Consider the following 23,117-nt stretch of genomic DNA (forward strand, 5'->3'; position numbering starts at 1 on the left):
GATCGTGCACATCACCGCCGAGGGCCTGGCGCGCTACAGCGCCCAGGACGCGACGCCCGGCGAGCCGGGAGCGCGACTGGAACACGCGTGGAACCGCTCGGCCGCCGCGCTGGCCACGGCCGCGGCGGCGGAGCTGGTCGTCGAGGAACCGGAGGCGCTCGGTCCCGCCGCCGACGCCCCCGCGATCGTCGATCCGCACCGCAGGCTGCTCGACCGTGTCGCCGAGGTCTGCGACACGCGGTACCCGGGCGCGCGGATCCGCCGCGTCGAGGTGGACCCGCCGCACCTGTTCATCACCCACCAGAACGACGAGGTGGTGGCGCAGTGGCGGGTCGGCGTGCACGTCGGCGACATGACCAGGCAGGTGGTCGAGGACTTCCTCGGCCACGACCCGGAATACGGCTCCGAGCTGGTCTACCGGGGGGCCGCGCCGCCGCGCTCGCTGCGCGAGGAGGCCGCGAGCCACGGTCTTCGGGTGCGCAGTTTCACCGAATTCCAGGGCCTGCTCGACCTGGACGGCTATCTCACCGCGCAGGCCGCCGCGCTCCGTTCGGACCGCAGGTATCCGCCGGAACTCTATGTGCCGCAACGCTTTCGCGTTCTCGAGCACGGTGACCAGTTGATCCGCGACGACCTGGTCGGCGAACTGCTCGGCACGGTGAGCGCCGATCACGGCCGATTCGTGCTGCTGCTCGGCGATTTCGGGCGCGGCAAGACGTTCGCGCTGCGGGAACTGGCCCGCCGCATCACCGAGACCAAGCCCGCGCTGGTGCCGATCCTCATCGAACTGCGCACCCTGGACAAGACCCACTCGGTCGACGGACTGGTCGCGGCCCACCTGGCGAACCACGGCGAGGACCGCATCGACCTGAAGGCGCTGCGCTACATGTTGCGCGAGGGCCGGGTGGTGCTGCTGTTCGACGGTTTCGACGAGCTCGTCACCCGTATCAGCTACGAATTCGCCGCCGACCACTTGGAGACGCTGCTCCAGGCGGCGGTCGGCAAGGCGAAGATCATCGTGGCCAGCCGCACCCAGCATTTCGAGTCGCGCGCCCAGGTGCTGACCGCCCTCGGCGAGCGGGTCGGTCTGCTCCACGACCGGCGCATCGTGAGCATCGAGGACTTCGCCCCCGCGCAGATCCGCGCCTTCCTCACCAATCGGTACGGCGGTGACGCGCGCCGCGCCGAGGCCAGGATGCGTTTGATCACCGGCATCGAAGACCTGCTCGGCCTTGCTCAGAATCCGCGCATGCTCAGCTTCATCGCCGATCTGGACGAGCGCCGCCTGCGCGCCGCCGCCGGCGCGAAACAGGCGGTCGGCCCGGCGGGGCTGTACCGGGAAATCCTGGACTCGTGGCTGACGCACGAGGTCGACCGCACCGCCACCGTCGCCGGATCGCCGCCCGGCCTGCGCCTGGACGAGCTGTGGCTGGCGGTCACCGCCTTCGCGCTGCGGATATGGGACAAGGGCGAGCCGTACCTGCGGCTGACCGAATTGACCGAGGTGGCAAGGGATCTCGTCGAGCTGAGCGGCCCGCACCGGATGTCGGTGCAGCAGTCGGCGCACGCCATCGGCTCGGGCAGTCTGCTGGTGCGCACCGAGGAGAATCTCTTCGGCTTCATCCACACGTCGGTGACCGAATGGCTGGTGGCCAACCACGTCGCCGATCAGTTCGCGGCGGGGACGACCGCGCCGCCGCAGCTCGCGCAGGCGCAGCTGTCGCAACTGTCCATCGACTTCCTGTGCGATCTGGCCGACACCCAGGCCCTGCGCGGCTGGGCCGAGACGGTGCTTGCCGACGCCACCTGCGACGACAACTCGCGCACCAACGCCCTGCGGGTCACCACCCGGCTGCGCACCGCGCCGACCGCCGACCTGCGCGGCGCCGCGCTGGCCGGCGAGGACCTGTCCTACCGCGACCTGCAAGGGGTGGATCTCAGCGGTGCGGACCTGACCGGCGCGCGGCTGGTCGGCGCGAATCTCACGCACGCGATATTGCGCGGCGCGCGCCTGGTGGGCGCCCGCCTCGACGAGGCCGTGCTGGTCGGCGCCGATCTCACCGACGCCGACCTGACCAGGGCGCGGCTGGCACGCACCGACCTGACCGGCGCACGGGGAACCGGCAGCCGCTGGCCGCGGGCCGCGCTGCTGGAGGTGATCGGCACCCCGATCGGCACCGATCTGCGCGGCGCCGCGTGGGTGCCGGGGACCGCCGCGCAGACCGAATTCGCCCCGGCGGCCATCGGTGTGCGGCACGGGTTCCACGCCAGGCACGGCAGGCTGCCGCAGCCGGTCGCCTACAGCCCCGACGGCGGCACCCTCGCCATCGGCAGCGACGACGGCGGCGTATTGATCTGCGATACCGAGACCGGTCGGCCGTTGCGCACGTTGCAAACCCACCGCGCCCGCACCTTCGCGGTGGCGTTCACCGACTCGGTGCTCATCACCGGCTCGCACGACCGCACCGTCGGCATCTGGGACGCGGTGACCGGCGAACTGCGCCGCATTCTGCCCGGCCACCAGAACTGGCCATGGCCGGTGCTGCTGAGCCCGGCGGGGGACCTGCTGGTGACCGGCGACGCGGAGGGTGTGCTGCGGCTGTGGTCGCTGCCCGGCGGCGACCTGCGCCACGAATGCGTTCCCGTGTCGGGCGGGCGGGAGCTGATCTACAGCCTGGCCATCCACGGCACGATCCTGGCCGCGGCCTACCGGGACGGCGTGGTCCGGCTCTGGGACATCGAAACAGGTAGGCAGCAAGGCGAATTCGCGGGAGCGGGCGGCTCGGTGTTCCGCATCGCGTTCGATCCCTCCGGCACGCTGCTCGCCGTCGGCGGCGTGGACGGCGCGCTGACGCTGTGGGACCCGGCCACCTGCCGCCCGGTCCGGACGCTGGCCGGGCACACCGGGCGCGTCTACACCCTGGCCTTCCATCCCACCCGCCCGCTGCTGGCCAGCGGGGACACCGACGGGGGACTGCGCACCTGGGACGTCCAGACCGGGGCGGCGCGGCACGCGCCGACCGAGCACACCGCCGCCATCTACTGGCTGGCCTTCGATCCGAGCGGCGCGGTGCTCGCCTCCGGGGACAGCGCGGGCTTGGTCTGCCTGCGCGAGAGCGAGTCGGCGCGGCTGCGGCACCGGCTCACCGCGCACACCGGCTCGATCTGGCCGTTCGCCTTCCGGCCCGACGGCGCGCAACTGGCCATCACCGACGACCAGTTCACCACCCGGCTGTGGGATCCGGTGACCGGCGTCTGCCGCCACACCCTCACCGGGCACGGCCGTCAGGTCACCTCGGTGAGCTTCAACTCCGGCGGCGACCTGCTCGCGGCCTGCGGCAACGACGGTGTGGTGCGGCTGTGGGATCCGGTGTCCGGCAGATTGATTCGCCGCCTGGTCGGCAGTCACGACCGCCTGCTCACCTTCGAGTCGGCGATGTTCAGCTCGGCGCAGCGGCGCCAGCTGGCGACCGTCGGCAACGACGGGCGGCTGAGCCTGTTCAATCTCGACGCCGACAGCTTCGAACGGCACATCACCGTGGAGTCGGCGCCGATCTGGACGATCGCCTTCGACCCGACCGGCGATTTCCTGGCCACCGCCAACGACGACGACACCGTGATCGTCTGGGTCCGTTCCACCGGGGCGCTGCACGCGGTCTGCGCCGAGCATCGCGGCCGGGTGCGCTCCATCGCGTTCAACGCCGAAGGCACGCTGATGGCCACCGGCTGCGACGACTCGGTGGTGCGGCTCTGGGACGTGTCGTCCGGGCGATTCCTGCGGGCGCTGCGCGGCCACGGCGACCGGGTCTACTCGGTGGCCTTCCACGGCGACCGGCTCGCCAGCGCGTCCTGGGACAGCACGGCGCGGATCTGGGACGTCGAGTCCGGTGACTGCCTGCACGAGCTGACCAGGCACACAGGCAGGCTGTGGACCGCGGCCACCGATCCGCACACCGGGACGCTGGCCACGGCGGGCGACGACCTGGTGATTCGCCTGTGGGACATGGCGACCGGACGACACCTGCACACCATGGAGGGGCACAAGCGGCGAGTCTGGTCGCTGGCCTTCGACCCGGCGGGCAGGCGGCTGGCCAGCGGCGGCGACGACGGCAGCGCGATCCTGTGGACCCTGCCGAACGGACGCGACGCCGCGCCCGCCGTGCGCGCGGTGCTGCTCGGCCTGCCCGAGGGCTGGGCCGCGCTGACCCCGGACGGCCGCTACAAGTTCGAGGGCAATATCGCCGGTCAGTTCTGGCACGTCATCGGCATGACCCGCTTCGAGTCCGGCGAACTCGACGCCTACCTGCCGGAGGTCGTGCAGGTACCCGTGGATGCGCCGCTGTAGGGGCGTCGCACCGAGAAGATGAGAGACCGTTAGAGTTCTTCTCGCAACGTCGCAACGAGGAGTGTGGGATGGCCGCCGAAACGCCCGTGACAGGAATCGCCGAACTGGCCGCGCTGCAGACCGGCGGGTGCACCGCCGAGCAGGCGTGGGCGCTGTTCGATCGGCTGCCCGGCGTTCCGGTCGCCGAGACGACGACCGGACGCTGGCGCGGCGAGGAACTGGACACCGGGCACCCGTTCGACGGCGTGCTCGCGGCGTCCGGCTGGTACGGCAAGCAATTCGACGGCGCCGACGCCGTGCATCCGCTGCTTTTCGCGGACGCCGCGGGGACGGTGTTCCCCGTCGACCCGCGCCGGGTGCCGCTGAGCCTCGCGGGCCGCGTGCCGCTGTCCGGTGTGCGGATGCTGCGCTCGATGCTGCCGGTGCTCGGTCCCGCGCTGCGTGCCCGCAGCCACACGGCGCGGCTGCGCGACATCACCTACCGGGGCGTGGTGAGTGCGGCGATGGTCTACGACCACCTGCCGATCATCGACCACTTCCGCCGCGTCGACGCGCACACGCTGTTCGGGGTGATGGATCTGCGCGGGCTGGCCGATCCGTACTTCTTCGTCCTGCGCCGGTAGGGCGTGCTCCCGGCTTACCATCGACGTGTCGCTCGAGTGTCGATCGCCGTGCGAGGGGAGACCGTCGATGGAACGAACGACCTGCCTGGTGGTCGGTGGCGGACCCGCGGGCATGGTGCTCGGCCTGCTACTCGCCCGTGCGGGCGTCGAGGTCACCGTGCTGGAGAAGCACGGCGACTTCCTGCGTGACTTCCGCGGTGACACCGTGCATCCGACCACCCTGGACCTGCTCGACGAACTCGGCCTCGGCGAGGAGTTCGCGAAACTGCCCGCGCGGCGACTGGAATCGGTGCAGCTGCCGGTCGGCGGGTCGCTGCAGACCCTGGCGACGCTGAACACCCTTCCCGGCAAACACAAATACATCGCCATGGTGCCGCAGTGGGACCTGCTCGACCTGCTCGCCCGCGCCGCCGACCGCGAACCCAGCTTCCGGCTGCGGATGAACACCGAGGCCACCGGGCTCATCCTCGCCGACGGCCGGGTCACGGGTGCGAAATACCGGACGGCCGAGGGCGGCGCCGGTGCGATCGAGGCCGCGCTCACCGTCGCCTGCGATGGACGCGAGTCGGTACTTCGGGCGGCCGCCGGACTGCGCTCGCGCCGCTGGCCGACGCCGATGGACGTGTGGTGGTTCCGCCTGCCGCGCACCGGGATCGATCCCGCGGGCGCGATTCCGCTCGTCACCCCACGCCGCGCCGCGGTGATGCTCGATCGTGGCGACTACTGGCAGTGCGCCACCCTCATCGCCAAGGGCAGCGACGCCGAGGCGAGACGTGGGCCGGTCGGGGCGATTCTGCGCGAAATGGCCGAGGCCGTACCGTGGTTGGCCGACCGCGTCGACGCGCTGCGCGACTGGGACGAGGTCAAGCTCCTCGACGTGAAACTCGACCGCCTCGACCGCTGGTACACCGACGGACTGCTGTGCCTCGGCGACGCCGCGCACGCCATGTCCCCGGCAGGCGGCGTGGGCATCAACCTCGCCGTGCAGGACGCGGTGGCGGCGGCGAGAATCCTTGCCGCGCCGCTCCTTTCGGGACAGGTGCGGGTACAGGACCTGGCCAGGGTGCAGCGTCGCCGCTCGTTCCCGACCGTCGTCACCCAGGGCATGCAGCGGTCGCTGCACACCTGGGCCATCGGGCCCGCCTTGTCCGGTCGGGTGGACCTCTCGCATGCGGGCAACGCGCCGTGGCCGCTGCGGGTCCTGCGACGCGTCCCGGTGCTGCGCGGCGTTCCGGCCTATCTGATCGCCCGCGGCGTATTGCCCGAGCACGCACCGGATTTCGCGCGCCGGGCGAACTGAGATCGCGTCGGCGAGACCTGTTTGCTCTTGGTCACCGGCAGTGTCGGTGAGCGTGCCGTTCGAGGATCCTCGTCATCGCCACACCCGGCATCGAGGAAGCGGCGATGCCGCCCGGCAGGCGACGATCTGAGCCACGGATGCACCGGACTTCGACACAGGGCCTAGACGAACAACGGATCCTGCTCGTCGTCGCGGCGGATCGGTAGCCGGGCGACCCAGCCCGCGACTACCGCGAGGCCGGTCTCGCGGTGCACGGCGAGGAACCCGAAAGGCCGATCGAAGACGACGTCGACCTGGGTGACCAGGTGGTCCGCCCGCAGCGGCATGCTCACCGCCCGGGCGCTGACGGCGGTGACGGCCGCGGCTTCGAAACCTTCGGCGGTGAAGCGCGCCAGCACGTCCTGCGCGCCCTGGGCGATCGCGAGTTCCTGCGGCGAGACCGCCGGAAAGTGGCCGCGGTCGGTCGTCATGGCCGCGGTGAGGCCGAAGAGTTCGGGCGTGGCGCACAGATTGTGCGACGAGCGGATCTCGAAGGGCGGCATCCGGATGTCGAGCCGATCGCCGGGCCGCGGCGCGTGGTGCTGCGACACCCGCAGGCCAGGGCCGGTGGTTCCCGGCGGCAGCGCGGAACGGACCGGCGTCCGTCCGGTCAGCGCGGCGAGGCCGGTGGCCAGCACCGAGCCGGGCATGGACGATCCGAGCAACAGGTGCACGTCCAAGTCGGCGGTGCCGGTGACGACCACGCGCGTCACCGGGTCCGGGCCGTCCAGCAAGGCGGCCGCGGTGAGGTCGCCGGTGGAACGCACGAGCCCGCGCCCCCTGAGACCCCGCCACGGCCCGGATTCGGGGCGCAACACGGTGTCGTCGAACGGATCGCGCCACCGGGTTCGGGCGACCAGCGCGGTCGCCAGCACCATGCGGATGTCCGGCGCGATGCGCAGCGGGAATCGCTCGATCAACCCGCCGGTCCCGCGGGCGGCCCAGGCATCGAGCGCGTCCTGTCCGGTCAGCCGCCCGATCGTGTCCGGCGGCACCGTGTCGGTCCACTCACGGCGCAGCGGAAGCGTTTCGGCGAACCACGCACCGAGCACCGCGGACAGATCTTCTGACTCGGCCATGATCCGCATCAACTCCAGCGCGGCACCGTGCGCAGACTTGGCGGGCACCCCGATCGCGGCTTCCAGCTCGTCGCGCGCTGGACCCTCCGCGGCCCCGGCGAGAAGACCGAGCAACGGCCAGAGCCCGGCCCCCGAGACAACGAAATCATCCGCACCCGCCGCGGCCGCCCACCGCGCGGTCAGCTCGTTGACGGCCGCGACGTGTGTGTCGACTGTGCTCCCCACGGGGCCACCCTAGTCGCGGTTCGTGCCGCGATGTGCTCCGCTGGAACCGATCGCGCCGCGGCTAATCCCGATCGGCCGCTGATCGGTTGCGGGAGAGGATGGCTTCGAAGCGTTCGTCGGCGCGATCGAGCTGGCCGAGGATGTGCTGCTTGACGTGTTCGGCGAGCGGAGTGTCCGGCCTGCTCACCAGGTCTCGGTAGACGTCGGTGAGCGGGCTGTACTTGACGGCCAGCTTCCGCATGATCGGCTTCTCGGCGTAGAGGATGCCGACGCCGTTGTCGGTGAAGTCCGAGAGTTTGACGACTCGCGCCCAGGGTGCGCGATCCAAAGTCGTCGCGACGTGGTCGCGGTACTGCTCGTGTCGATCGCGGCGCGGATCGGGCTCGGGGTTGGTGACGGCCGCGACGAGGTCGGCGACCCGGTCGCCGAAGCGCTCGGACAGTTCGGTGAGCGCGCCATCGGTAGGGGAGCCGCCGCGGTCGCCCGCCAGCTCGGCGGGATGGTCCTCCACGGCATCGTGCAGCAGGCCCGCCGCCACCACGTCGGTGTCGTGCACCTCGTAGTGACTGACGATCCGAATCGCCACGCGCAGAAGATGATTCAGATAGGGTTCGCGGCCGTAGCGATCTTCGCGGTGCAGTTCGGTCGCCAGCTCCAGTGCCGAGGTCAGCCGCTCGCCGTCGGGCAATTCCGCGATCTCGAGCAGCAGTCGTTCGCGCAGCCCTGCCTCGCCGTAAACCTCGCTGATCGTGTGCAGCGGCATCACGGCCAGAACTCCCGCCCCAGGATTGCGCATAGTGCCAATCTATCGGGCCGCCGCGCCGCGCGCTGTGCCCTGCGACACTCTGTCGTCTGCTGGATCGCGACGCCGCCCGCGCCCGGATGCCCTTGCCTCTCGGTAGGTGCCGGATTCGGTTCGCCGCCAAGCGTTCTCGAATCGGGTACGACGTCGTGCGACTGATCTCAGCGCACGTCGCGTGGACGGAATTGAATGCTGATCCGAGGCCCGACCGGCTTGCGCGTCTTGGGTACCGCGTGCTCCCAGGTGCGCTGGCAGGAACCGCCCATCACGAGCAGGTCGCCGTGGCCCACCTGGTACCGGATGCTCGCGCCGCCCCGGCGCGGCCGCAGCAGCAGGGCGCGCGGCGCGCCGAGTGACAGGATCGCGACCATGGTGTCGTGCGTCGCCCCGCGGCCGAAGGTGTCGCCGTGCCAGGCCACGCTGTCGCGCCCGTCGCGGTAGTAGCACAGACCCGCCGTCCGGAACGGTTCGCCGAGCTCGGCGGCGTAGTGACGGCTCAGCGCATCACGAGCCTCGTCGAGGATCGGATCCGGCAGCGCCGCCTGTTCTTCGTAGAAATGCAGCAGCCGGGGGACGTCGACCACCCGGTCGTACATCGGCCTGCGCTCGGCCTGCCACGGGACCTCCCGCGCCAACCGGTCGAACAAGGTGTCGGCTCCACTCAGCCATCCGGGTCGCACGTCGACCCACGCACCATCGGACAGCGGCGTGCGGTGTGTGCTCGCGAGCGAGCCGAGGAGCAGATCCCCGGACCCGTCGAACAGCGAACCCTGCAGCCATGCGGTCACCCGCCGGACAATACCCCCATTCGAACATATGTGCACTCGTCGACACTCGCAGTTGTCGCAGCCGGTGGCCGCGCCGCAGCATCACAGCATCCGGCGGGTGGCACCGCTCACAGCCTGTCCGTGGGGCAGCTCACAGGCCGATGTACCTGGTGAAAGCGGGGTCGGGAGCGCTGTTACGCTGCTAGCCGTAAGACATCCTTTAACGGACCGTCCGGTGAGGCGGGGAAGGAGGTCGGCATGGCCGTGCCCGGAGAGCGGGCCGCCAAGTCCGGCGCTGCCGAGACGACGCATTCTCAGCGGCACGCACCCGAATGGGTGGGGGCGGGGCGGGAGCTGTTGTCGGCTTCCGACGTCGGCCGGACCATCGCGCGCATCGCGCACCAGATCATCGAGAAGACCGCGCTGGACTCCGACGAGGCCGCCGCGCCGCGCGTGGTGCTGATCGGCATCCCGACCCGCGGCACCACACTGGCCGCGCGGCTGACCGACAAGATCGAGGAATTCTCCGGCGTCCGCCCGGCCCTCGGCTCGCTCGACATCACCCTCTACCGCGACGACTTGCGCAGCCGTCCGCACCGCCCGCTGGAGCGCACGTCGGTGCCCGACGGCGGCATCGAGGACGCGCTCGTGGTGCTCGTCGACGACGTGCTGTTCTCCGGCCGCACCGTGCGCTCGGCTCTGGACGGGCTGCGTGACCTCGGCAGACCGCGCTCGGTGCAGCTGGCCGTGCTGATCGACCGCGGCCACCGGGAACTGCCGATCCGCGCCGACTTCGTCGGCAAGAACGTGCCCACCTCGCGGTCGGAGGACATCTCCGTGCTGCTCACCGAACACGACGGTCGAGACGGCGTCTATCTGCACCAGGAGGCCGAGGCGTGAGACACCTGCTGAGCGTCACCGATCTGGACCGCGTCGCGGCCTCCGAGCTGCTCGACGAGGCCGAGCGGTTCGAGCAGGCGCTGCTGGGCCGCGAGGTGCACAAGCTGCCGACCCTGCGCGGCCGCACCGTGATGACGGTGTTCTACGAGAACTCGACCCGCACCCGGGTGTCCTTCGAGGTCGCCGGGAAGTGGATGAGCGCCGACGTGATCAACGTCAGCGCGAGCAGCTCGTCGGTGTCCAAGGGTGAATCGCTGCGCGACACCGCGCTGACCCTGCACGCCGCGGGCGCGGACGCGCTGATCGTGCGTCACCCGGCCTCCGGCGCCGCGCACCAGATCGCGCACTGGATGGACGGATGGGCGCGCACCGAGGGCCGGGCCTCCGGTCCCGCGATCATCAACGCGGGCGACGGCATGCACGAACACCCGACCCAGGCGCTGCTCGACGCGCTGACGCTGCGTCAGCGGCTCGGCGACATCGAGGGCAAGCGGGTCGTGATCGTCGGCGACATCCTGCACAGCCGGGTGGCGCGCTCGAACGTCTTCCTGCTGAACACCCTCGGCGCCGAGGTGGTGCTGGTCGCACCGCGCACGCTGCTGCCGGTCGGCGTCGAAGCCTGGCCCGCGCGGGTCGCGCACCAACTGGACGCCGAACTGCCCGGCGCCGACGCGGTGCTCATGCTCCGCGTGCAGGCCGAGCGCATGAACGGCGGCTTCTTCCCTTCGGCGCGCGAGTACTCGGTGCGCTACGGACTGTCCGAGCGCAGGCTCGCGCTGCTCGAGGAGCACGCGGTGGTCATGCACCCCGGACCGATGCTGCGCGGCATGGAAATCGCCTCCGCCGTGGCCGACTCGCCGAAGGCCGCGATCCTGCAGCAGGTCACCAACGGCGTGCACCTGCGCATGGCGGTGCTGTTCCGGCTGCTGGTCGGCGCGCAGGAGGCGGTGGCATGAACGGCAAAGACGAGTGGAAGGTGGCGCGATGAGTGGGCTGTTGATCAAGGGGGTCTTGATCTACGGCGAGGGTGAGCCCGTCGACGTGTTCGTCGCCGAGGGCGAGATCCGGCAGATCGGCACCGATCTGGGCATCATCGACGCCGAGATCATCGAGGCGAAGGGCCAGATCCTGCTGCCCGGCTTCGTCGACCTGCACACCCACCTGCGCGAACCGGGCCGCGAGGACACCGAGACCATCGAGACCGGTTCGGCCGCCGCCGCGCTCGGCGGCTACACGGCCGTGTTCGCGATGGCCAACACCAACCCGGTCGCCGACTCGGTGGTCGTCACCGACCACGTGTGGCGGCGCGGCCAGGAGGTCGGCCTTGTCGACGTGTTCCCGGTCGGCGCGGTGACGGTCGGCCTGGAGGGCAAGCAGCTCGCGGAGATGGGCACCATGGCCGCCGGGGTCGGCGCGGTGCGCATGTTCTCCGACGACGGCCACTGCGTCTACGACCCGCTGATCATGCGCCGCGCCCTGGAGTACTCGAACTCCCTCGGCGTGCTCATCGCCCAGCATGCCGAGGAGCCGCGGCTGACCAAGGGCGCGGTCGCGCACGAGGGCCCGACCGCCGCCCGGCTCGGCCTTGCGGGCTGGCCGCGCGCCGCCGAGGAGTCGATCGTGGCCCGCGACGCGCTGCTGGCCAGGGATGCAGGCGCGCGCGTGCACATCTGCCACGCCTCCACCGCGGGCACCGTGGAACTGGTGAAATGGGCCAAGTCCCAGGGCATTTCGATCACGGCCGAGGTGACGCCGCACCACCTGCTGCTGGACGACTCGCGACTGGAGACCTACGACGCGGTCAACAAGGTCAACCCGCCGCTGCGCGAGACCTCCGACGCCGCCGCACTGCGGCAGGCACTGGCCGAGGGCATCATCGACTGCGTGGCCACCGACCACGCCCCGCACGCCGAGCAGGACAAGTGCTGCGAATTCGCCGCGGCCCGTCCCGGCATGCTCGGTTTGGAGACCGCGCTGTCGATCATCGTGCAGACCATGGTGCGGCCGGGACTGCTGGACTGGCGCGGCGTCGCCCGCGTGATGAGCGAGCGCCCCGCGCAGATCGTCGGACTCGACGACCACGGCCGCCCCGTGGAGGTGGGCGAGCCCGCGAACCTCACCCTGGTCGACCCGGACGCCACCTGGACGGTGCGCGCCACCGAGCTGGCCAGCATCTCGAACAACACGCCGTTCGAGGCGATGACCTTCCCGGCCAAGGTGACGGCGACCGTGCTGCGCGGCCGGGTGACCGCCCGGGAGGGCAAGGCGGTCGGCTCGGGTTCCGCTACAGGAGGTCCGTAAGTGGAAAGAACGCTGTGGGTGGTCGGGCTGTTCGCGCTGTTCGCGCTCGCGCTCTGGCTGATGTACCGAGGCTGGACCAACCGCGCGGCACGTCAGCAGGCGCGGATCGGCGAACTGCCGCCGGTGCCCGCCGAACTGGGCGCGCAGGTGCTGGAACCGACCACCGGGATGTATCTCGGCAGCACCATCGCGCCCAGCTGGCAGGACCGGATCGCGGTGGGCGATCTGGGTTTCCGCGCCACAGCGGAACTCACGCGGTTCGAGCGGGGGATTCTGCTCGAACGCGACGGCGCGACGGTGATCTGGATTCCGCAGGAATCCATCACGGCGGTGCGCACCGAACGCGGCCACGCGGGCAAGGTGATGACGGAAGATGGTGTGCTGGTAATTCGCTGGAAGCTGCCGACCGGGACCGAGATAGACACGGGTTTCCGAGGTGACGACAAGACGGTGTACCCGGCGTGGGCCAGGACGATGACGGGAGATGACAGAACGTGAACGAAGCGGCTGCGCTGGTGCTGGAGGACGGCCGGGTGTTCCGCGGCACCGCCTACGGCGCCGTGGGCGAGACGCTCGGCGAGGCGGTGTTCTGCACCGCGATGACCGGGTATCAGGAGACCCTGACCGACCCCAGCTACCACCGCCAGATCGTGGTGGCGGCGGCACCGCAGATCGGTAACACCGGATGGAACGACGAGGACGACGAGTCCTCGAAGATCTGGGTGGCCGGCTACGTGGTGCGCGACCCCGCGCGACGGGCGTCGAACTGGCGGGCGACCACGACGCTGCCCGATGCGATGCAGCGCCAGGATGTCGTCGGTATCGCGGGCGTCGACACCCGCGCGCTGGTGCGCCACCTGCGCACCCGCGGGTCGATGAAGGCGGGCATCTTCTCCGGTCCCGCACTCGCCGACGCCGACACCCTGCTGGCGCGGGTCAACGGTCAGCCGTCCATGCTCGGCGCGGACCTGGCCGGTGAGGTCAGCACCGGCTCGGTCTACACGATCGAGCCGACCGGCGAGCGCCGCTTCACCGTCGTCGCCGTCGACCTGGGCATCAAGACCAACACCCCGCGCATGTTCGCCCAGCGCGGCATGCGGGTGCACGTGGTGCCCTCGACCGTCACCCTGGACCAGATCAACGAGCTGAAGCCCGACGGTGTCTTCCTGTCCAACGGCCCGGGTGACCCGGCCACCCAGGACGGCGCGGTCGCCATCACCCAGGGCGTGCTGGAGCAGGGACTGCCGCTGTTCGGCATCTGCTTCGGCAACCAGATCCTGGGCCGGGCGCTCGGCCGCAAGACCTACAAGATGAAGTTCGGCCACCGCGGCATCAACATCCCGATCGTCGAGCACGAGACCGGCCGGATCTCCATCACCGCGCAGAACCACGGCTTCGCCCTGGAGGGCGAGCAGGGCGAGCAGTTCGACACCCCCTTCGGCCGCGCCGAGGTCAGCCACGTCTGCGCCAACGACGGCACCGTCGAGGGCGTGCGTCTGCTCGACGGCCGCGCGTTCTCCGTGCAGTACCACCCGGAGGCCGCCGCCGGTCCCCACGACGCCGCATATCTGTTCGACCGTTTCGCCGGTCTCATGGAAGGAGCCTGATGCCTCGCCGCGAGGATCTACACCACATCCTGGTGATCGGCTCGGGCCCGATCGTCATCGGCCAGGCTTGTGAGTTCGACTATTCCGGCACCCAGGCGTGCCGGGTGCTCAGGTCCGAGGGCCTGCGCGTGTCGCTGGTGAACTCCAACCCGGCGACGATCATGACCGACCCCGAGTTCGCCGACTCGACCTACGTCGAGCCGATCACGCCGGAGTTCGTCGAGAAGGTCATCGCGAAGGAGCGTCCCGACGCCATCCTCGCGACCCTCGGCGGGCAGACCGCGCTGAACACCGCCGTCGCGCTGCACGAGCGCGGCGTGCTGGAGAAGTACAACGTCGAGCTGATCGGCGCCGACTTCGACGCCATCCAGCGCGGCGAGGACCGGCAGAAGTTCAAGGACATCGTCGCCAAGGTCGGCGGCGAGAGCGCCCGCTCGCGGGTCTGCTTCACCATGGACGAGGTGCGCGACACCGTCGCCGAGCTGGGCTTCCCCGTCGTCGTGCGGCCCTCGTTCACCATGGGCGGCCTAGGCTCCGGCATGGCCTACAACCACGACGACCTCGACCGCATCGCGGGCGGCGGCCTGGCCGCCTCGCCGACGGCCAACGTCCTGATCGAGGAGTCCATCCTCGGCTGGAAGGAATACGAGCTCGAGCTGATGCGCGACGGCCGCGACAACGTCGTGGTGGTCTGCTCGATCGAGAACGTGGACCCGATGGGCGTGCACACCGGTGACTCGATGACCGTGGCCCCGGCCATGACGCTCACCGACCGCGAGTACCAGAAGCTGCGCGACCTCGGCATCGCCATCCTGCGCGAGGTCGGCGTCGACACCGGCGGCTGCAACATCCAGTTCGCGGTGAACCCGCTCGACGGCCGCCTGATCGTCATCGAGATGAACCCGCGCGTCTCGCGCTCTTCGGCGCTGGCTTCCAAGGCCACCGGCTTCCCGATCGCCAAGATCGCGGCCAAGCTGGCCATCGGCTACACGCTGGACGAGATCGTCAACGACATCACCAAGGAAACGCCGGCCTGCTTCGAGCCGACCCTGGACTACGTCGTCGTCAAGGCGCCGCGGTTCGCGTTCGAGAAGTTCCCCGGCGCCGACCCGACGCTGACCACCACCATGAAGTCGGTGGGCGAGGCCATGTCGCTCGGCCGCAACTTCTCCGAGGCGCTGGGCAAGGTGCTGCGCTCGCTGGAGACCAAGGCCACCGGCTTCTGGACCCTGGACGACGGCCCGTGGGCGCCCGACGGCGGTGACGTGCAGGGCGCCGTCGAGAAGATCCTGGACGACCTGCGCACTCCGATCGAAGGCCGCATCTACCAGGTCGAGCGGGCGCTGCGCTACGGCGCGAGCATCGAGGACGTGGCCGCGGCCTCGGGCATCGACCCGTGGTTCGTCGCCGAGGTCGCCGGGCTCGTCGAGCTGCGCCAGGAGATCATCGACGCCCCCGTGTTGGACGAGCCGCTGCTGCGCCGCGCCAAGCACTACGGCCTGTCCGACCGTCAGCTGGCCGCGCTTCGGCCGGAGCTGGCGGGCGAGGCCGGCGTGCGCGCGCTGCGTCACCGGCTCGGCGTGCGCCCGGTGTTCAAGACCGTCGACACCTGTGCCGCCGAGTTCGAGGCCAAGACCCCGTACCACTACTCGGCCTACGAGCTCGATCCCGCCGCGGAATCCGAGGTGGCGCCGCAGCGTGAGCGCGAGAAGGTGATCATCCTCGGCTCCGGCCCGAACCGCATCGGCCAGGGCATCGAGTTCGACTACTCGTGCGTGCACGCGGCGCAGACGCTGTCGCAGGCCGGGTACGAAACGGTGATGGTCAACTGCAACCCGGAGACCGTCTCCACCGACTACGACACCGCCGACCGGCTCTACTTCGAGCCGCTCACCTTCGAGGACGTGCTCGAGGTCTACCACGCGGAAAGCGAGTCCGGCACCGTCGCGGGCGTCATCGTGCAACTGGGCGGGCAGACCCCGCTCGGTCTCGCGCAGCGCCTGACCGACGCCGGGGTTCCCGTTGTCGGCACCAGCGCGGCCGCCATCGACCTGGCCGAGGACCGCGGCGAATTCGGTGAGGTGCTGGTCGCGGCCGGGCTGCCCGCGCCGAAGTACGGCACCGCCACCACGGTCGAGCAGGCGAAGAAGATTGCCGCGGGCATCGGCTACCCGGTGCTGGTTCGCCCGTCCTACGTGCTCGGCGGGCGCGGCATGGAGATCGTGTACGACGAGAAGTCCCTCGAGGGCTACATCTCCCGCGCCACCGAGCTCAACCCCGAGCACCCGGTGCTGGTCGACAGGTTCCTCGAGGACGCCATCGAGATCGACGTGGACGCGCTGTGCGACGGCGAGGAGGTCTACCTCGGCGGCGTGATGGAGCACATCGAGGAAGCGGGCATCCACTCCGGCGACTCGGCGTGTGCGCTGCCCCCGATCACCTTGGGCCGCAGCGATATCGAGGCGGTACGCCGCTCGACGATCGCGCTGGCCAAGGGCATCGGCGTCAAGGGCCTGCTCAACGTGCAGTACGCGCTCAAGGACGACGTGCTCTACGTGCTGGAAGCCAATCCCCGTGCCAGCCGGACGGTTCCGTTCGTCTCCAAGGCGACCGCGGTGCCGCTGGCCAAGGCCTGCGCGCGGGTCATGCTGGGCGCCACCATCGCCGAACTCCGCAAGGAGGGCATGTTGCCGAGCGAGGGCGACGGCGGTCACGTCGCGCTGGACGCGCCGGTCGCGGTGAAGGAAGCGGTGCTGCCGTTCCACCGGTTCCGTCGCGCCGACGGCACCGGCGTGGATTCGCTGCTCTCCCCGGAGATGAAGTCCACCGGCGAGGTGATGGGCATCGACGCCGATTTCGGCACCGCCTTCGCCAAGAGCCAGGCCGCGGCCTACGGCTCGCTGCCCACCGAGGGCACGGTCTTCGTCTCGATCGCCAACCGCGACAAGCGGGCCATGGTGTTCCCTGTCAAGCGCCTGCACGACCTGGGCTTCCGCATCCTGGCCACCGAGGGCACCGCGGAGATGTTGCGCCGCAACGGTATTCCGTGCGAGCAGGTGCGCAAGCACTCCGAGGAGGGCCCGGCCGACGAACCGACCATCGTGGAGCAGATCCGCGACGGCGAGGTCGACATGGTGTTCAACACCCCCTACGGCAACTCGGGTCCGCGCGTGGACGGCTACGAGATCCGCACCGCCGCGGTGGGCGTCGACATCCCGTGCATCACCACGGTGCAGGGCGCGGCCGCGGCCGTGCAGGGCATCGAGGCCAGCATCAACGGCGGCATCGGCGTGCGGTCCCTGCAGGAACTGCACTCGTCGCTGCGCGGCTGAGGCAGCGGTGCCGGGCCGGAAGTTCGCCGCGACGTCGGATAGGCGGATCGGAACCGCCGAACCTGACGCGACGGACCATCCCGACCGGCCCCGCACCGAGCGAGTCTTACGAGCGACCGTTCGCGGCCGTCTCGCGGCCCGGCGATCGAAGCGCATGCGCGTAGCGCGAGTCTCGATCGCCGGGCCGCGAGACACCAGGGGCCGCGAACCCGCGCGCCCCGGCGCGCCGAGACCACAGGAGATCCGATGAAAACGTTCGGCGCGCGGCTGCGGCACGCGATGCACCACTTCGGCCCGCTGTGCGTCGGCATCGATCCGCACCCGCAGCTGCTGTCGGCCTGGGGCCTGCCCGAGGACGCCGAGGGCGTCGAGCAGTTCGCCGAGATCTGCGTTGAGGCCTTCGACGGCACCGTCGCGCTCGTCAAGCCGCAGGTGGCGTTCTTCGAGGCCTACGGTTCGGCCGGGATCGCGGTGCTGGAACGGACCGTCGAGGTGCTGCGCGCGTCGGGGACGCTGGTGCTCGCCGACGCCAAACGCGGCGACATCGGCTCCACCATGGACGCCTACGCCCGCACCTGGCTCGGTGACGGGCCGCTCGGTTCGGACGCGGTAACGGTCTCGCCGTACCTGGGTTTCGGTTCGCTCGCGCCCGCGCTGGCGCTGGCCGAGGCCAACCACCGCGGCGTCTTCGTGCTCGCCGCCACCTCGAATCCCGAAGGGGCGCAAGTGCAGCTGGCGCGCGCCGGGGACGGGCGCAGCATCGCCCAGACGATGGTGGACGAGGCCGCCGCCCGCAACGCGGGCGAGGACTTCGGGTCGGTCGGCGTGGTCGTCGGCGCCACCCTCGCCGAGGCGCCCGACCTGTCCGCGCTGAACGGCCCGATCCTGATGCCGGGCATCGGCGCCCAGGGCGGGGGACCCGAGTCGGTCCGCGATCTGGTGCCCGAATCGATGCTCGGCGCGGTCGTCCCGAACGTGTCGCGCGAGGTGCTGCGCGAAGGTCCCTCGGTCTCGGCACTGCGTGCCAAGGTTGCCGCACTTCAGGAGGACTTCGCCTTCCTGCGGCGCTGAATTCCTCGACAACCTGTCACCTTCACGGCCCGCGGGCTCGGTACCGACCGAACCCGCGGGCCGTTTTGCGGTGTCTGGTCGCCATTCTGCGGGGTTTACGCGCGTTCCGCACGGGGAAACCCGTGTGACGTGTGGTGAATCGCGTAGACGGCGATTCAGCGGCACGCTGTGCCCCCATTTCATCGTTCCGCCCCGGACGCATCGCGCCGGGGCTCTTCGTCGTCCGCGGGGTCGTCGATCCCACCCGATGGGACATGTGTTCGATCCGACACGCGGACGAACAGCACGACATGCGGGAAATTCTCAGAAACTTCCTGGTCGGAAGCCCGACCGGTTGCCGACGCGTCGCGGCGCGCCACCGCAACTGTTCCGCTAACCCTGGAATGCGTCGAAAATATGCTGGTAGCAGGGCTTTTTCGAGATTCGGCGGTACGATCACCGCAGCGCCCGGGGCGCGACGCGCATCCGGTCCGGCTCGCCCCTACGGCATGCGGAATCATGCGCTGACCTGGGGGGTGGGTTCGCAATTGGCGGACGTCGTGGGTACGGTCGCTGAGACCGCGCGGGTTACCGGCGGTAGATCAAGCAATGAACGATGAGACGGAGGAACCGTGGCCCTTCCCCAGCTGACTGACGAGCAGCGCGCCGCTGCTTTGGAGAAGGCGGCTGCCGCTCGCCGCGCTCGGGCGGAGCTCAAGGAGCGCTTGAAGCGTGGCGGCACCGACCTGAAGAGCGTCCTCAAGGATGCCGAGACCGATGAGATCCTCGGCAAGATGAAGGTGTCGGCGCTGCTGGAGGCCCTGCCCAAGGTCGGCAAGGTCAAGGCGGCCGAGATCATGACCGAGCTCGAGATCGCCCCCACCCGCCGTCTGCGCGGGCTCGGCGATCGGCAGCGCAAGGCGCTGCTCGCCCGGTTCGACTTCGACGCCTGACGACGAGGGTGGTCGAACACACGCGGAAGGGTCGGCTGGTTGTACTGGTCGGCCCCTCGGCCGTAGGCAAGTCCACGGTCGTGCGGTGCGTGCGGGAACGCCTGCCCGAACTGGTCTTCAGTGTGTCGGCGACGACCCGGGCCCCGCGGCCCGGGGAGGTCGACGGCCTCGACTACCAGTTCGTCTCCCGCGAGCAGTTCGACGCCATGATCGAGGCGGGCGAACTCCTGGAGTGGGCGGACATCCACGGCGGCCTGCAGCGGTCGGGTACCCCGGCCGGGCCGGTGCGCGAGTCGCTCGAGGCGGGCCTGCCCGTGCTCGTCGAAGTGGATCTCGAAGGCGCGCGCTCGGTGCGCAGGGCGATGCCGGACGCGCTTCTGGTCTTCCTCGCCCCGCCGAGCTGGGACGAACTGGTTTCCCGGCTCACCTCGCGTGGCACCGAATCGCCGGAAGTGATCGAGCGCAGGCTGCAGACGGCCAGGACCGAATTGGCGGCCTGTGACGAGTTCGACATCGTCATCGTGAACGACGAGGTGACCGCCGCCTGTGAGCAGTTGGTATCGTTGTTCGTTAGCACAAATTCGAGGTAGCCGCCGAACACCCGTGTCCCGGCCTCGGCCGGGGCCAGGGCGGTGCTACGGCACGCTCGATTACCCGCTGATTTTTCCACGACAACCCGCAGGAGCCTCACCAGTGAGCGACACCAAGACCGCGCCCGCGTACGACACCCCGGTCGGCCTGACCAACCCGCCGATCGACGAGCTGCTCGAGCGCACGTCGTCCAAGTACGCGCTGGTCATCTACGCCGCCAAGCGGGCGCGCCAGATCAACGACTACTACAACCAGCTCGGCGACGGCATCCTCGAGTACGTCGGTCCGCTGGTCGAGCCGGGCCTGCAGGAGAAGCCGCTGTCGGTGGCCATGCGCGAGATCCACTCCGACCTGCTCGAGCACACCGAGGGCGAGTAACCCTCCCGCGTCCGCGCGTGATGCCGCAGTATCGAAACCCCCGCGTGGCCGGGGACGAGCCCACGGAGGCGCAGTGACCACACGCATCGTCGTCGGTGTCAGCGGAGGGATCGCCGCCTACAAGGCCTGCGCGCTCGTCCGGCGTTTCACCGAGACCGGGCACGAGGTCAGGGTGATTCCCACCGAGTCGGCGCTGCAGTTCGTCGGCAAGGCGACCTTCGAGGCGCTGTCCGGGAACCCCGTGCACACCGACGTGTTCACGGACGTGCCCGAGGTCCCGCACGTTCGCCTCGGGCAGGAGGCCGACCTCGTGGTCATCGCCCCCGCCACCGCCGACCTGATCGCGCGCGCGGCGCACGGCCGGGCCGACGATCTGCTCACCGCCACGCTGCTGACGGCCCGATGTCCGGTGCTCTTCGCGCCCGCGATGCACACCGAGATGTGGGAGCATCCGGCGACCGTGGCCAATGTCGACACGCTGCGCAGGCACGGCGCGACCGTCATGGAGCCCGCGTCGGGACGCCTCACCGGCACCGACACCGGTCCGGGCAGGCTGCCCGAGCCCGAGGAGATCTTCGGGCTCGCCTCGTTGCTCCTCGAGCGCGCCGACGCCATCCCGCGCGATCTGGCGCGCCGCCGCGTGGTGATCACCGCGGGCGGCACCAGGGAACCGCTGGATCCGGTGCGTTTCCTCGGCAACCGCAGCTCGGGCAAGCAGGGCTACGCGCTGGCCAGGGTCGCCGCGCAGCGCGGCGCGCACGTCACGCTCATCGCGGGAAACACCATCGAGATGGCCGCGCCCGCGGCCGTCGACCTGGTGCACATCACCACCGCCGAGCAGCTCAAGACCGCGGTGGACAAGCACGCGGTCGGCGCCGACGCGGTGATCATGGCGGCGGCGGTGGCCGATTTCCGGCCCACCAACGTGGCCGCGGCCAAGATCAAGAAGGGCGCGGGCGAACCGGACGTCATCCCGTTGACCAAGACCGACGACATCCTCGCCGGTCTGGTGCAGTCGCGGCGCGACGGTGAGCTGGCAGGCACCGTGATCGTCGGCTTCGCGGCCGAGACCGGTGACGAGCAGGGTGACGTGCTCACCCACGCGCGCGCCAAGCTGGCCCGCAAGGGGTGCGACCTGCTCGTGGTCAACGCGGTCGGCGAGGGCAAGGCCTTCGAGGTCGACACCAACGACGGCTGGCTGCTCGGCGCCGACGGCACCGAACAGGCCCTCGACCACGGGTCGAAGGCGCTGCTTGCCAGCCGGGTGCTGGACGCGCTCGGCCCGCTGCTGCGCGCCAGGTAACGTGGACGCGATCGAATTCCGTTGCCGCGCCTGTCGTTCGGATCGGATGCCTGCTTCAGGCGCGGTACGCGAATGTGCACCGCGGCCGGAGCGGTTCCGGATAGTCTGAGACGGCTACAACCGGCGGATTCGACGCGTCCATGGTTTGGAATAGTCTGAGATGAAGGGTTGCGCGACGGCGGCATCGCATTACTGTCGCTGTGGCCATCCGATACGAGTAACCCGTTGAGGGAGAGGGAACAACTGTGCGCACGTCTGGCAGCCGCCTATTCACCAGTGAGTCCGTGACCGAGGGTCATCCGGACAAGATCTGTGACGCCATCAGCGATTCCATCCTCGACGCGTTGCTGGCGGAAGACCCGCGCAGCCGGGTCGCCGTGGAGACGCTCGTCACCACCGGTCAGGTGCACGTCGCTGGCGAGGTCACCACCTCCGCCTACGCCGACATCCCGCGCATCGTCCGCGAGAAGGTGCTCGAGATCGGATACGACTCGTCCGCAAAGGGTTTCGACGGTAACTCGTGCGGCGTCAACATCGCCATCGGCGCCCAGTCGCCGGACATCGCGCAGGGCGTCGACACCTCGCACGAGGCGCGCGTCGGCGGCACCGACGACGAGATCGCCAAGCAGGGCGCGGGCGACCAGGGCCTGATGTTCGGCTACGCCAACACCGACACCCCCGAGCTGATGCCGCTGCCGATCGCGCTCGCGCACCGGCTCTCGCGCCGGCTGACCGAGGTCCGCAAGTCCGGTGTGCTGCCGTACCTGCGTCCCGACGGCAAGACCCAGGTCACCATCGAATACGACGGCCACCGGCCGGTCCGCCTCGACACGGTCGTCATCTCGACCCAGCACGCGGCCGACATCGACCTGGACAACCTGCTCGCCCCGGATATCCGGGAGAAGGTTCTCGACTCGGTGCTCGCCGACCTGAACCTGCCCACCCTGGACATCTCCGACGTACGGCTGCTGGTCAACCCGACCGGCAAGTTCGTGCTCGGCGGTCCGATGGGCGACGCGGGCCTGACCGGCCGCAAGATCATCGTCGACACCTACGGCGGCATGGCGCGGCACGGCGGTGGCGCGTTCTCCGGTAAGGACCCGTCGAAGGTCGACCGCTCGGCCGCGTACGCCATGCGCTGGGTCGCCAAGAACGTGGTGGCCGCGGGCCTGTCCGACCGGGTCGAGGTGCAGGTCGCCTACGCCATCGGCAAGGCTGCCCCGGTCGGTCTGTTCGTCGAGACCTTCGGCACCGAGAAGGTCGACCCGGAGCGCATCTCGAGCGCCATCACCGAGGTCTTCGACCTGCGTCCCGGCGCCATCATCCGGGACCTGGACCTGCTGCGCCCGATCTACGCGCCGACCGCGGCCTACGGTCACTTCGGCCGCACCGACGTCGACCTGCCCTGGGAGCACACCGACCGCGCCGACAAGCTGCGCGCAGCCGCCGGCCTGTAGGACGACCGGGCCGGAGTGAACCGACCCGCGGCGGACGAGTCCGCCACCCCCGCGGATGATGTGTC

General features: G+C 70.3%; 18 protein-coding genes. 15 read left to right on the forward strand and 3 right to left on the reverse strand.

Features of this window, described 5'->3' with window-relative positions:
* The 3 genes from NL1_RS21420 to NL1_RS21430 all read left to right on the forward strand — a co-directional run.
* Positions 1-4,345 (forward strand): NACHT and WD40 repeat domain-containing protein (locus NL1_RS21420; RefSeq protein WP_067842086.1); only part of this gene is annotated, 4,345 nt, incomplete at its 5' end.
* Between the two features lie 68 nt (positions 4,346-4,413).
* Entirely contained in the window at positions 4,414-4,968 is a 555-nt protein-coding gene (locus tag NL1_RS21425) for a DUF4334 domain-containing protein (RefSeq protein ID WP_156094978.1), read from the forward strand.
* A gap of 67 nt (positions 4,969-5,035) precedes the next feature.
* Positions 5,036-6,268: an FAD-dependent oxidoreductase gene (locus NL1_RS21430; protein WP_067842088.1), complete on the forward strand. Its 1,233-nt coding sequence runs from the start codon at positions 5,036-5,038 to the stop codon at positions 6,266-6,268.
* Between the two features lie 161 nt (positions 6,269-6,429).
* Here the strand turns inward: NL1_RS21430 and NL1_RS21435 are convergent, their stop codons facing one another.
* The 3 genes from NL1_RS21435 to NL1_RS21445 form a co-directional block, all read right to left on the reverse strand.
* The gene (locus NL1_RS21435; RefSeq protein ID WP_067842090.1) at positions 6,430-7,611 is read right to left on the reverse strand and encodes a serpin family protein; all 1,182 of its coding nucleotides are present in this window, start codon (positions 7,609-7,611) and stop codon (positions 6,430-6,432) included.
* A 61-nt stretch (positions 7,612-7,672) separates the two neighbouring features.
* Positions 7,673-8,407 carry an HD domain-containing protein gene (locus tag NL1_RS21440; RefSeq protein WP_067842092.1) on the reverse strand — a complete coding sequence of 245 codons (735 nt, stop codon included), beginning with the start codon at positions 8,405-8,407 and terminating at the stop codon, positions 7,673-7,675.
* 167 nt (positions 8,408-8,574) lie between these two features.
* Entirely contained in the window at positions 8,575-9,201 is a 627-nt protein-coding gene (locus NL1_RS21445) for an alpha-ketoglutarate-dependent dioxygenase AlkB (RefSeq protein WP_067842094.1), read from the reverse strand.
* Between the two features lie 237 nt (positions 9,202-9,438).
* On the opposite strand from NL1_RS21445, the gene pyrR reads away from it, so the two are divergent.
* The 12 genes from pyrR to metK all read left to right on the forward strand — a co-directional run bounded on the left by pyrR (position 9,439) and on the right by metK (position 23,052).
* Positions 9,439-10,080, forward strand: a complete 642-nt coding sequence (gene pyrR / locus NL1_RS21450; RefSeq protein WP_067842096.1) for a bifunctional pyr operon transcriptional regulator/uracil phosphoribosyltransferase PyrR — start codon at positions 9,439-9,441, stop codon at positions 10,078-10,080.
* A complete protein-coding gene (locus NL1_RS21455; RefSeq protein WP_067842099.1) occupies positions 10,077-11,036 on the forward strand; it encodes an aspartate carbamoyltransferase catalytic subunit in 960 nt (319 codons plus the stop codon). Before pyrR ends, NL1_RS21455 begins: the two co-directional genes overlap by 4 nt.
* Before the next feature lie 28 nt (positions 11,037-11,064).
* On the forward strand, positions 11,065-12,381 hold the full coding sequence (locus tag NL1_RS21460; RefSeq protein ID WP_067842222.1) for a dihydroorotase: 1,317 nt from the start codon (positions 11,065-11,067) through the stop codon (positions 12,379-12,381).
* On the forward strand, positions 12,382-12,879 hold the full coding sequence (locus tag NL1_RS21465) for a PH-like domain-containing protein (RefSeq protein ID WP_067842101.1): 498 nt from the start codon (positions 12,382-12,384) through the stop codon (positions 12,877-12,879).
* Positions 12,876-13,988, forward strand: coding sequence for a glutamine-hydrolyzing carbamoyl-phosphate synthase small subunit (carA, locus tag NL1_RS21470; protein WP_067842103.1), 1,113 nt, complete (start codon positions 12,876-12,878; stop codon positions 13,986-13,988). Before NL1_RS21465 ends, carA begins: the two co-directional genes overlap by 4 nt.
* On the forward strand, positions 13,988-17,320 hold the full coding sequence (gene carB, locus NL1_RS21475; RefSeq protein WP_067842105.1) for a carbamoyl-phosphate synthase large subunit: 3,333 nt from the start codon (positions 13,988-13,990) through the stop codon (positions 17,318-17,320). Before carA ends, carB begins: the two co-directional genes overlap by 1 nt.
* Before the next feature lie 246 nt (positions 17,321-17,566).
* Positions 17,567-18,391 (forward strand): orotidine-5'-phosphate decarboxylase, encoded by an 825-nt coding sequence (gene pyrF, locus NL1_RS21480; protein ID WP_067842108.1) that lies wholly within the window; start codon positions 17,567-17,569, stop codon positions 18,389-18,391.
* 611 nt (positions 18,392-19,002) lie between these two features.
* Positions 19,003-19,323 carry an integration host factor, actinobacterial type gene (gene mihF / locus NL1_RS21485; RefSeq protein WP_040708330.1) on the forward strand — a complete coding sequence of 107 codons (321 nt, stop codon included), beginning with the start codon at positions 19,003-19,005 and terminating at the stop codon, positions 19,321-19,323.
* A gap of 8 nt (positions 19,324-19,331) precedes the next feature.
* Complete coding sequence (gene gmk, locus NL1_RS21490; RefSeq protein ID WP_067842111.1) at positions 19,332-19,913, forward strand: guanylate kinase; 582 nt, start codon at positions 19,332-19,334, stop codon at positions 19,911-19,913.
* A 103-nt stretch (positions 19,914-20,016) separates the two neighbouring features.
* Positions 20,017-20,292 carry a DNA-directed RNA polymerase subunit omega gene (rpoZ, locus tag NL1_RS21495; RefSeq protein WP_040720033.1) on the forward strand — a complete coding sequence of 92 codons (276 nt, stop codon included), beginning with the start codon at positions 20,017-20,019 and terminating at the stop codon, positions 20,290-20,292.
* A gap of 73 nt (positions 20,293-20,365) precedes the next feature.
* Positions 20,366-21,595 (forward strand): bifunctional phosphopantothenoylcysteine decarboxylase/phosphopantothenate--cysteine ligase CoaBC, encoded by a 1,230-nt coding sequence (gene coaBC / locus NL1_RS21500; RefSeq protein WP_067842114.1) that lies wholly within the window; start codon positions 20,366-20,368, stop codon positions 21,593-21,595.
* 245 nt (positions 21,596-21,840) lie between these two features.
* Complete coding sequence (gene metK / locus NL1_RS21505; RefSeq protein ID WP_067842117.1) at positions 21,841-23,052, forward strand: methionine adenosyltransferase; 1,212 nt, start codon at positions 21,841-21,843, stop codon at positions 23,050-23,052.
* Positions 23,053-23,117 lie beyond the last annotated feature (65 nt).

Source organism: Nocardia lijiangensis NBRC 108240 (assembly GCF_001613045.1).
In the GTDB taxonomy this organism is placed as follows: Bacteria; Actinomycetota; Actinomycetes; order Mycobacteriales; family Mycobacteriaceae; genus Nocardia; species Nocardia lijiangensis.

What these genes read in the sequence shown, in the direction of transcription:
- carB (WP_067842105.1), top strand. Translation starts at nt 13,988, where the DNA reads ATGCCTCGCCGCGAGGATCTACACCACATCCTGGTGATCGGCTCGGGC.
- NL1_RS21460 (WP_067842222.1), top strand. Translation starts at nt 11,065, where the DNA reads ATGAGTGGGCTGTTGATCAAGGGGGTCTTGATCTACGGCGAGGGTGAG.
- NL1_RS21430 (WP_067842088.1), top strand. Translation starts at nt 5,036, where the DNA reads ATGGAACGAACGACCTGCCTGGTGGTCGGTGGCGGACCCGCGGGCATG.
- pyrR (WP_067842096.1), top strand. Translation starts at nt 9,439, where the DNA reads ATGGCCGTGCCCGGAGAGCGGGCCGCCAAGTCCGGCGCTGCCGAGACG.
- NL1_RS21440 (WP_067842092.1), bottom strand. Translation starts at nt 8,407, where the DNA reads ATGCGCAATCCTGGGGCGGGAGTTCTGGCCGTGATGCCGCTGCACACG.
- pyrF (WP_067842108.1), top strand. Translation starts at nt 17,567, where the DNA reads ATGAAAACGTTCGGCGCGCGGCTGCGGCACGCGATGCACCACTTCGGC.
- NL1_RS21425 (WP_156094978.1), top strand. Translation starts at nt 4,414, where the DNA reads ATGGCCGCCGAAACGCCCGTGACAGGAATCGCCGAACTGGCCGCGCTG.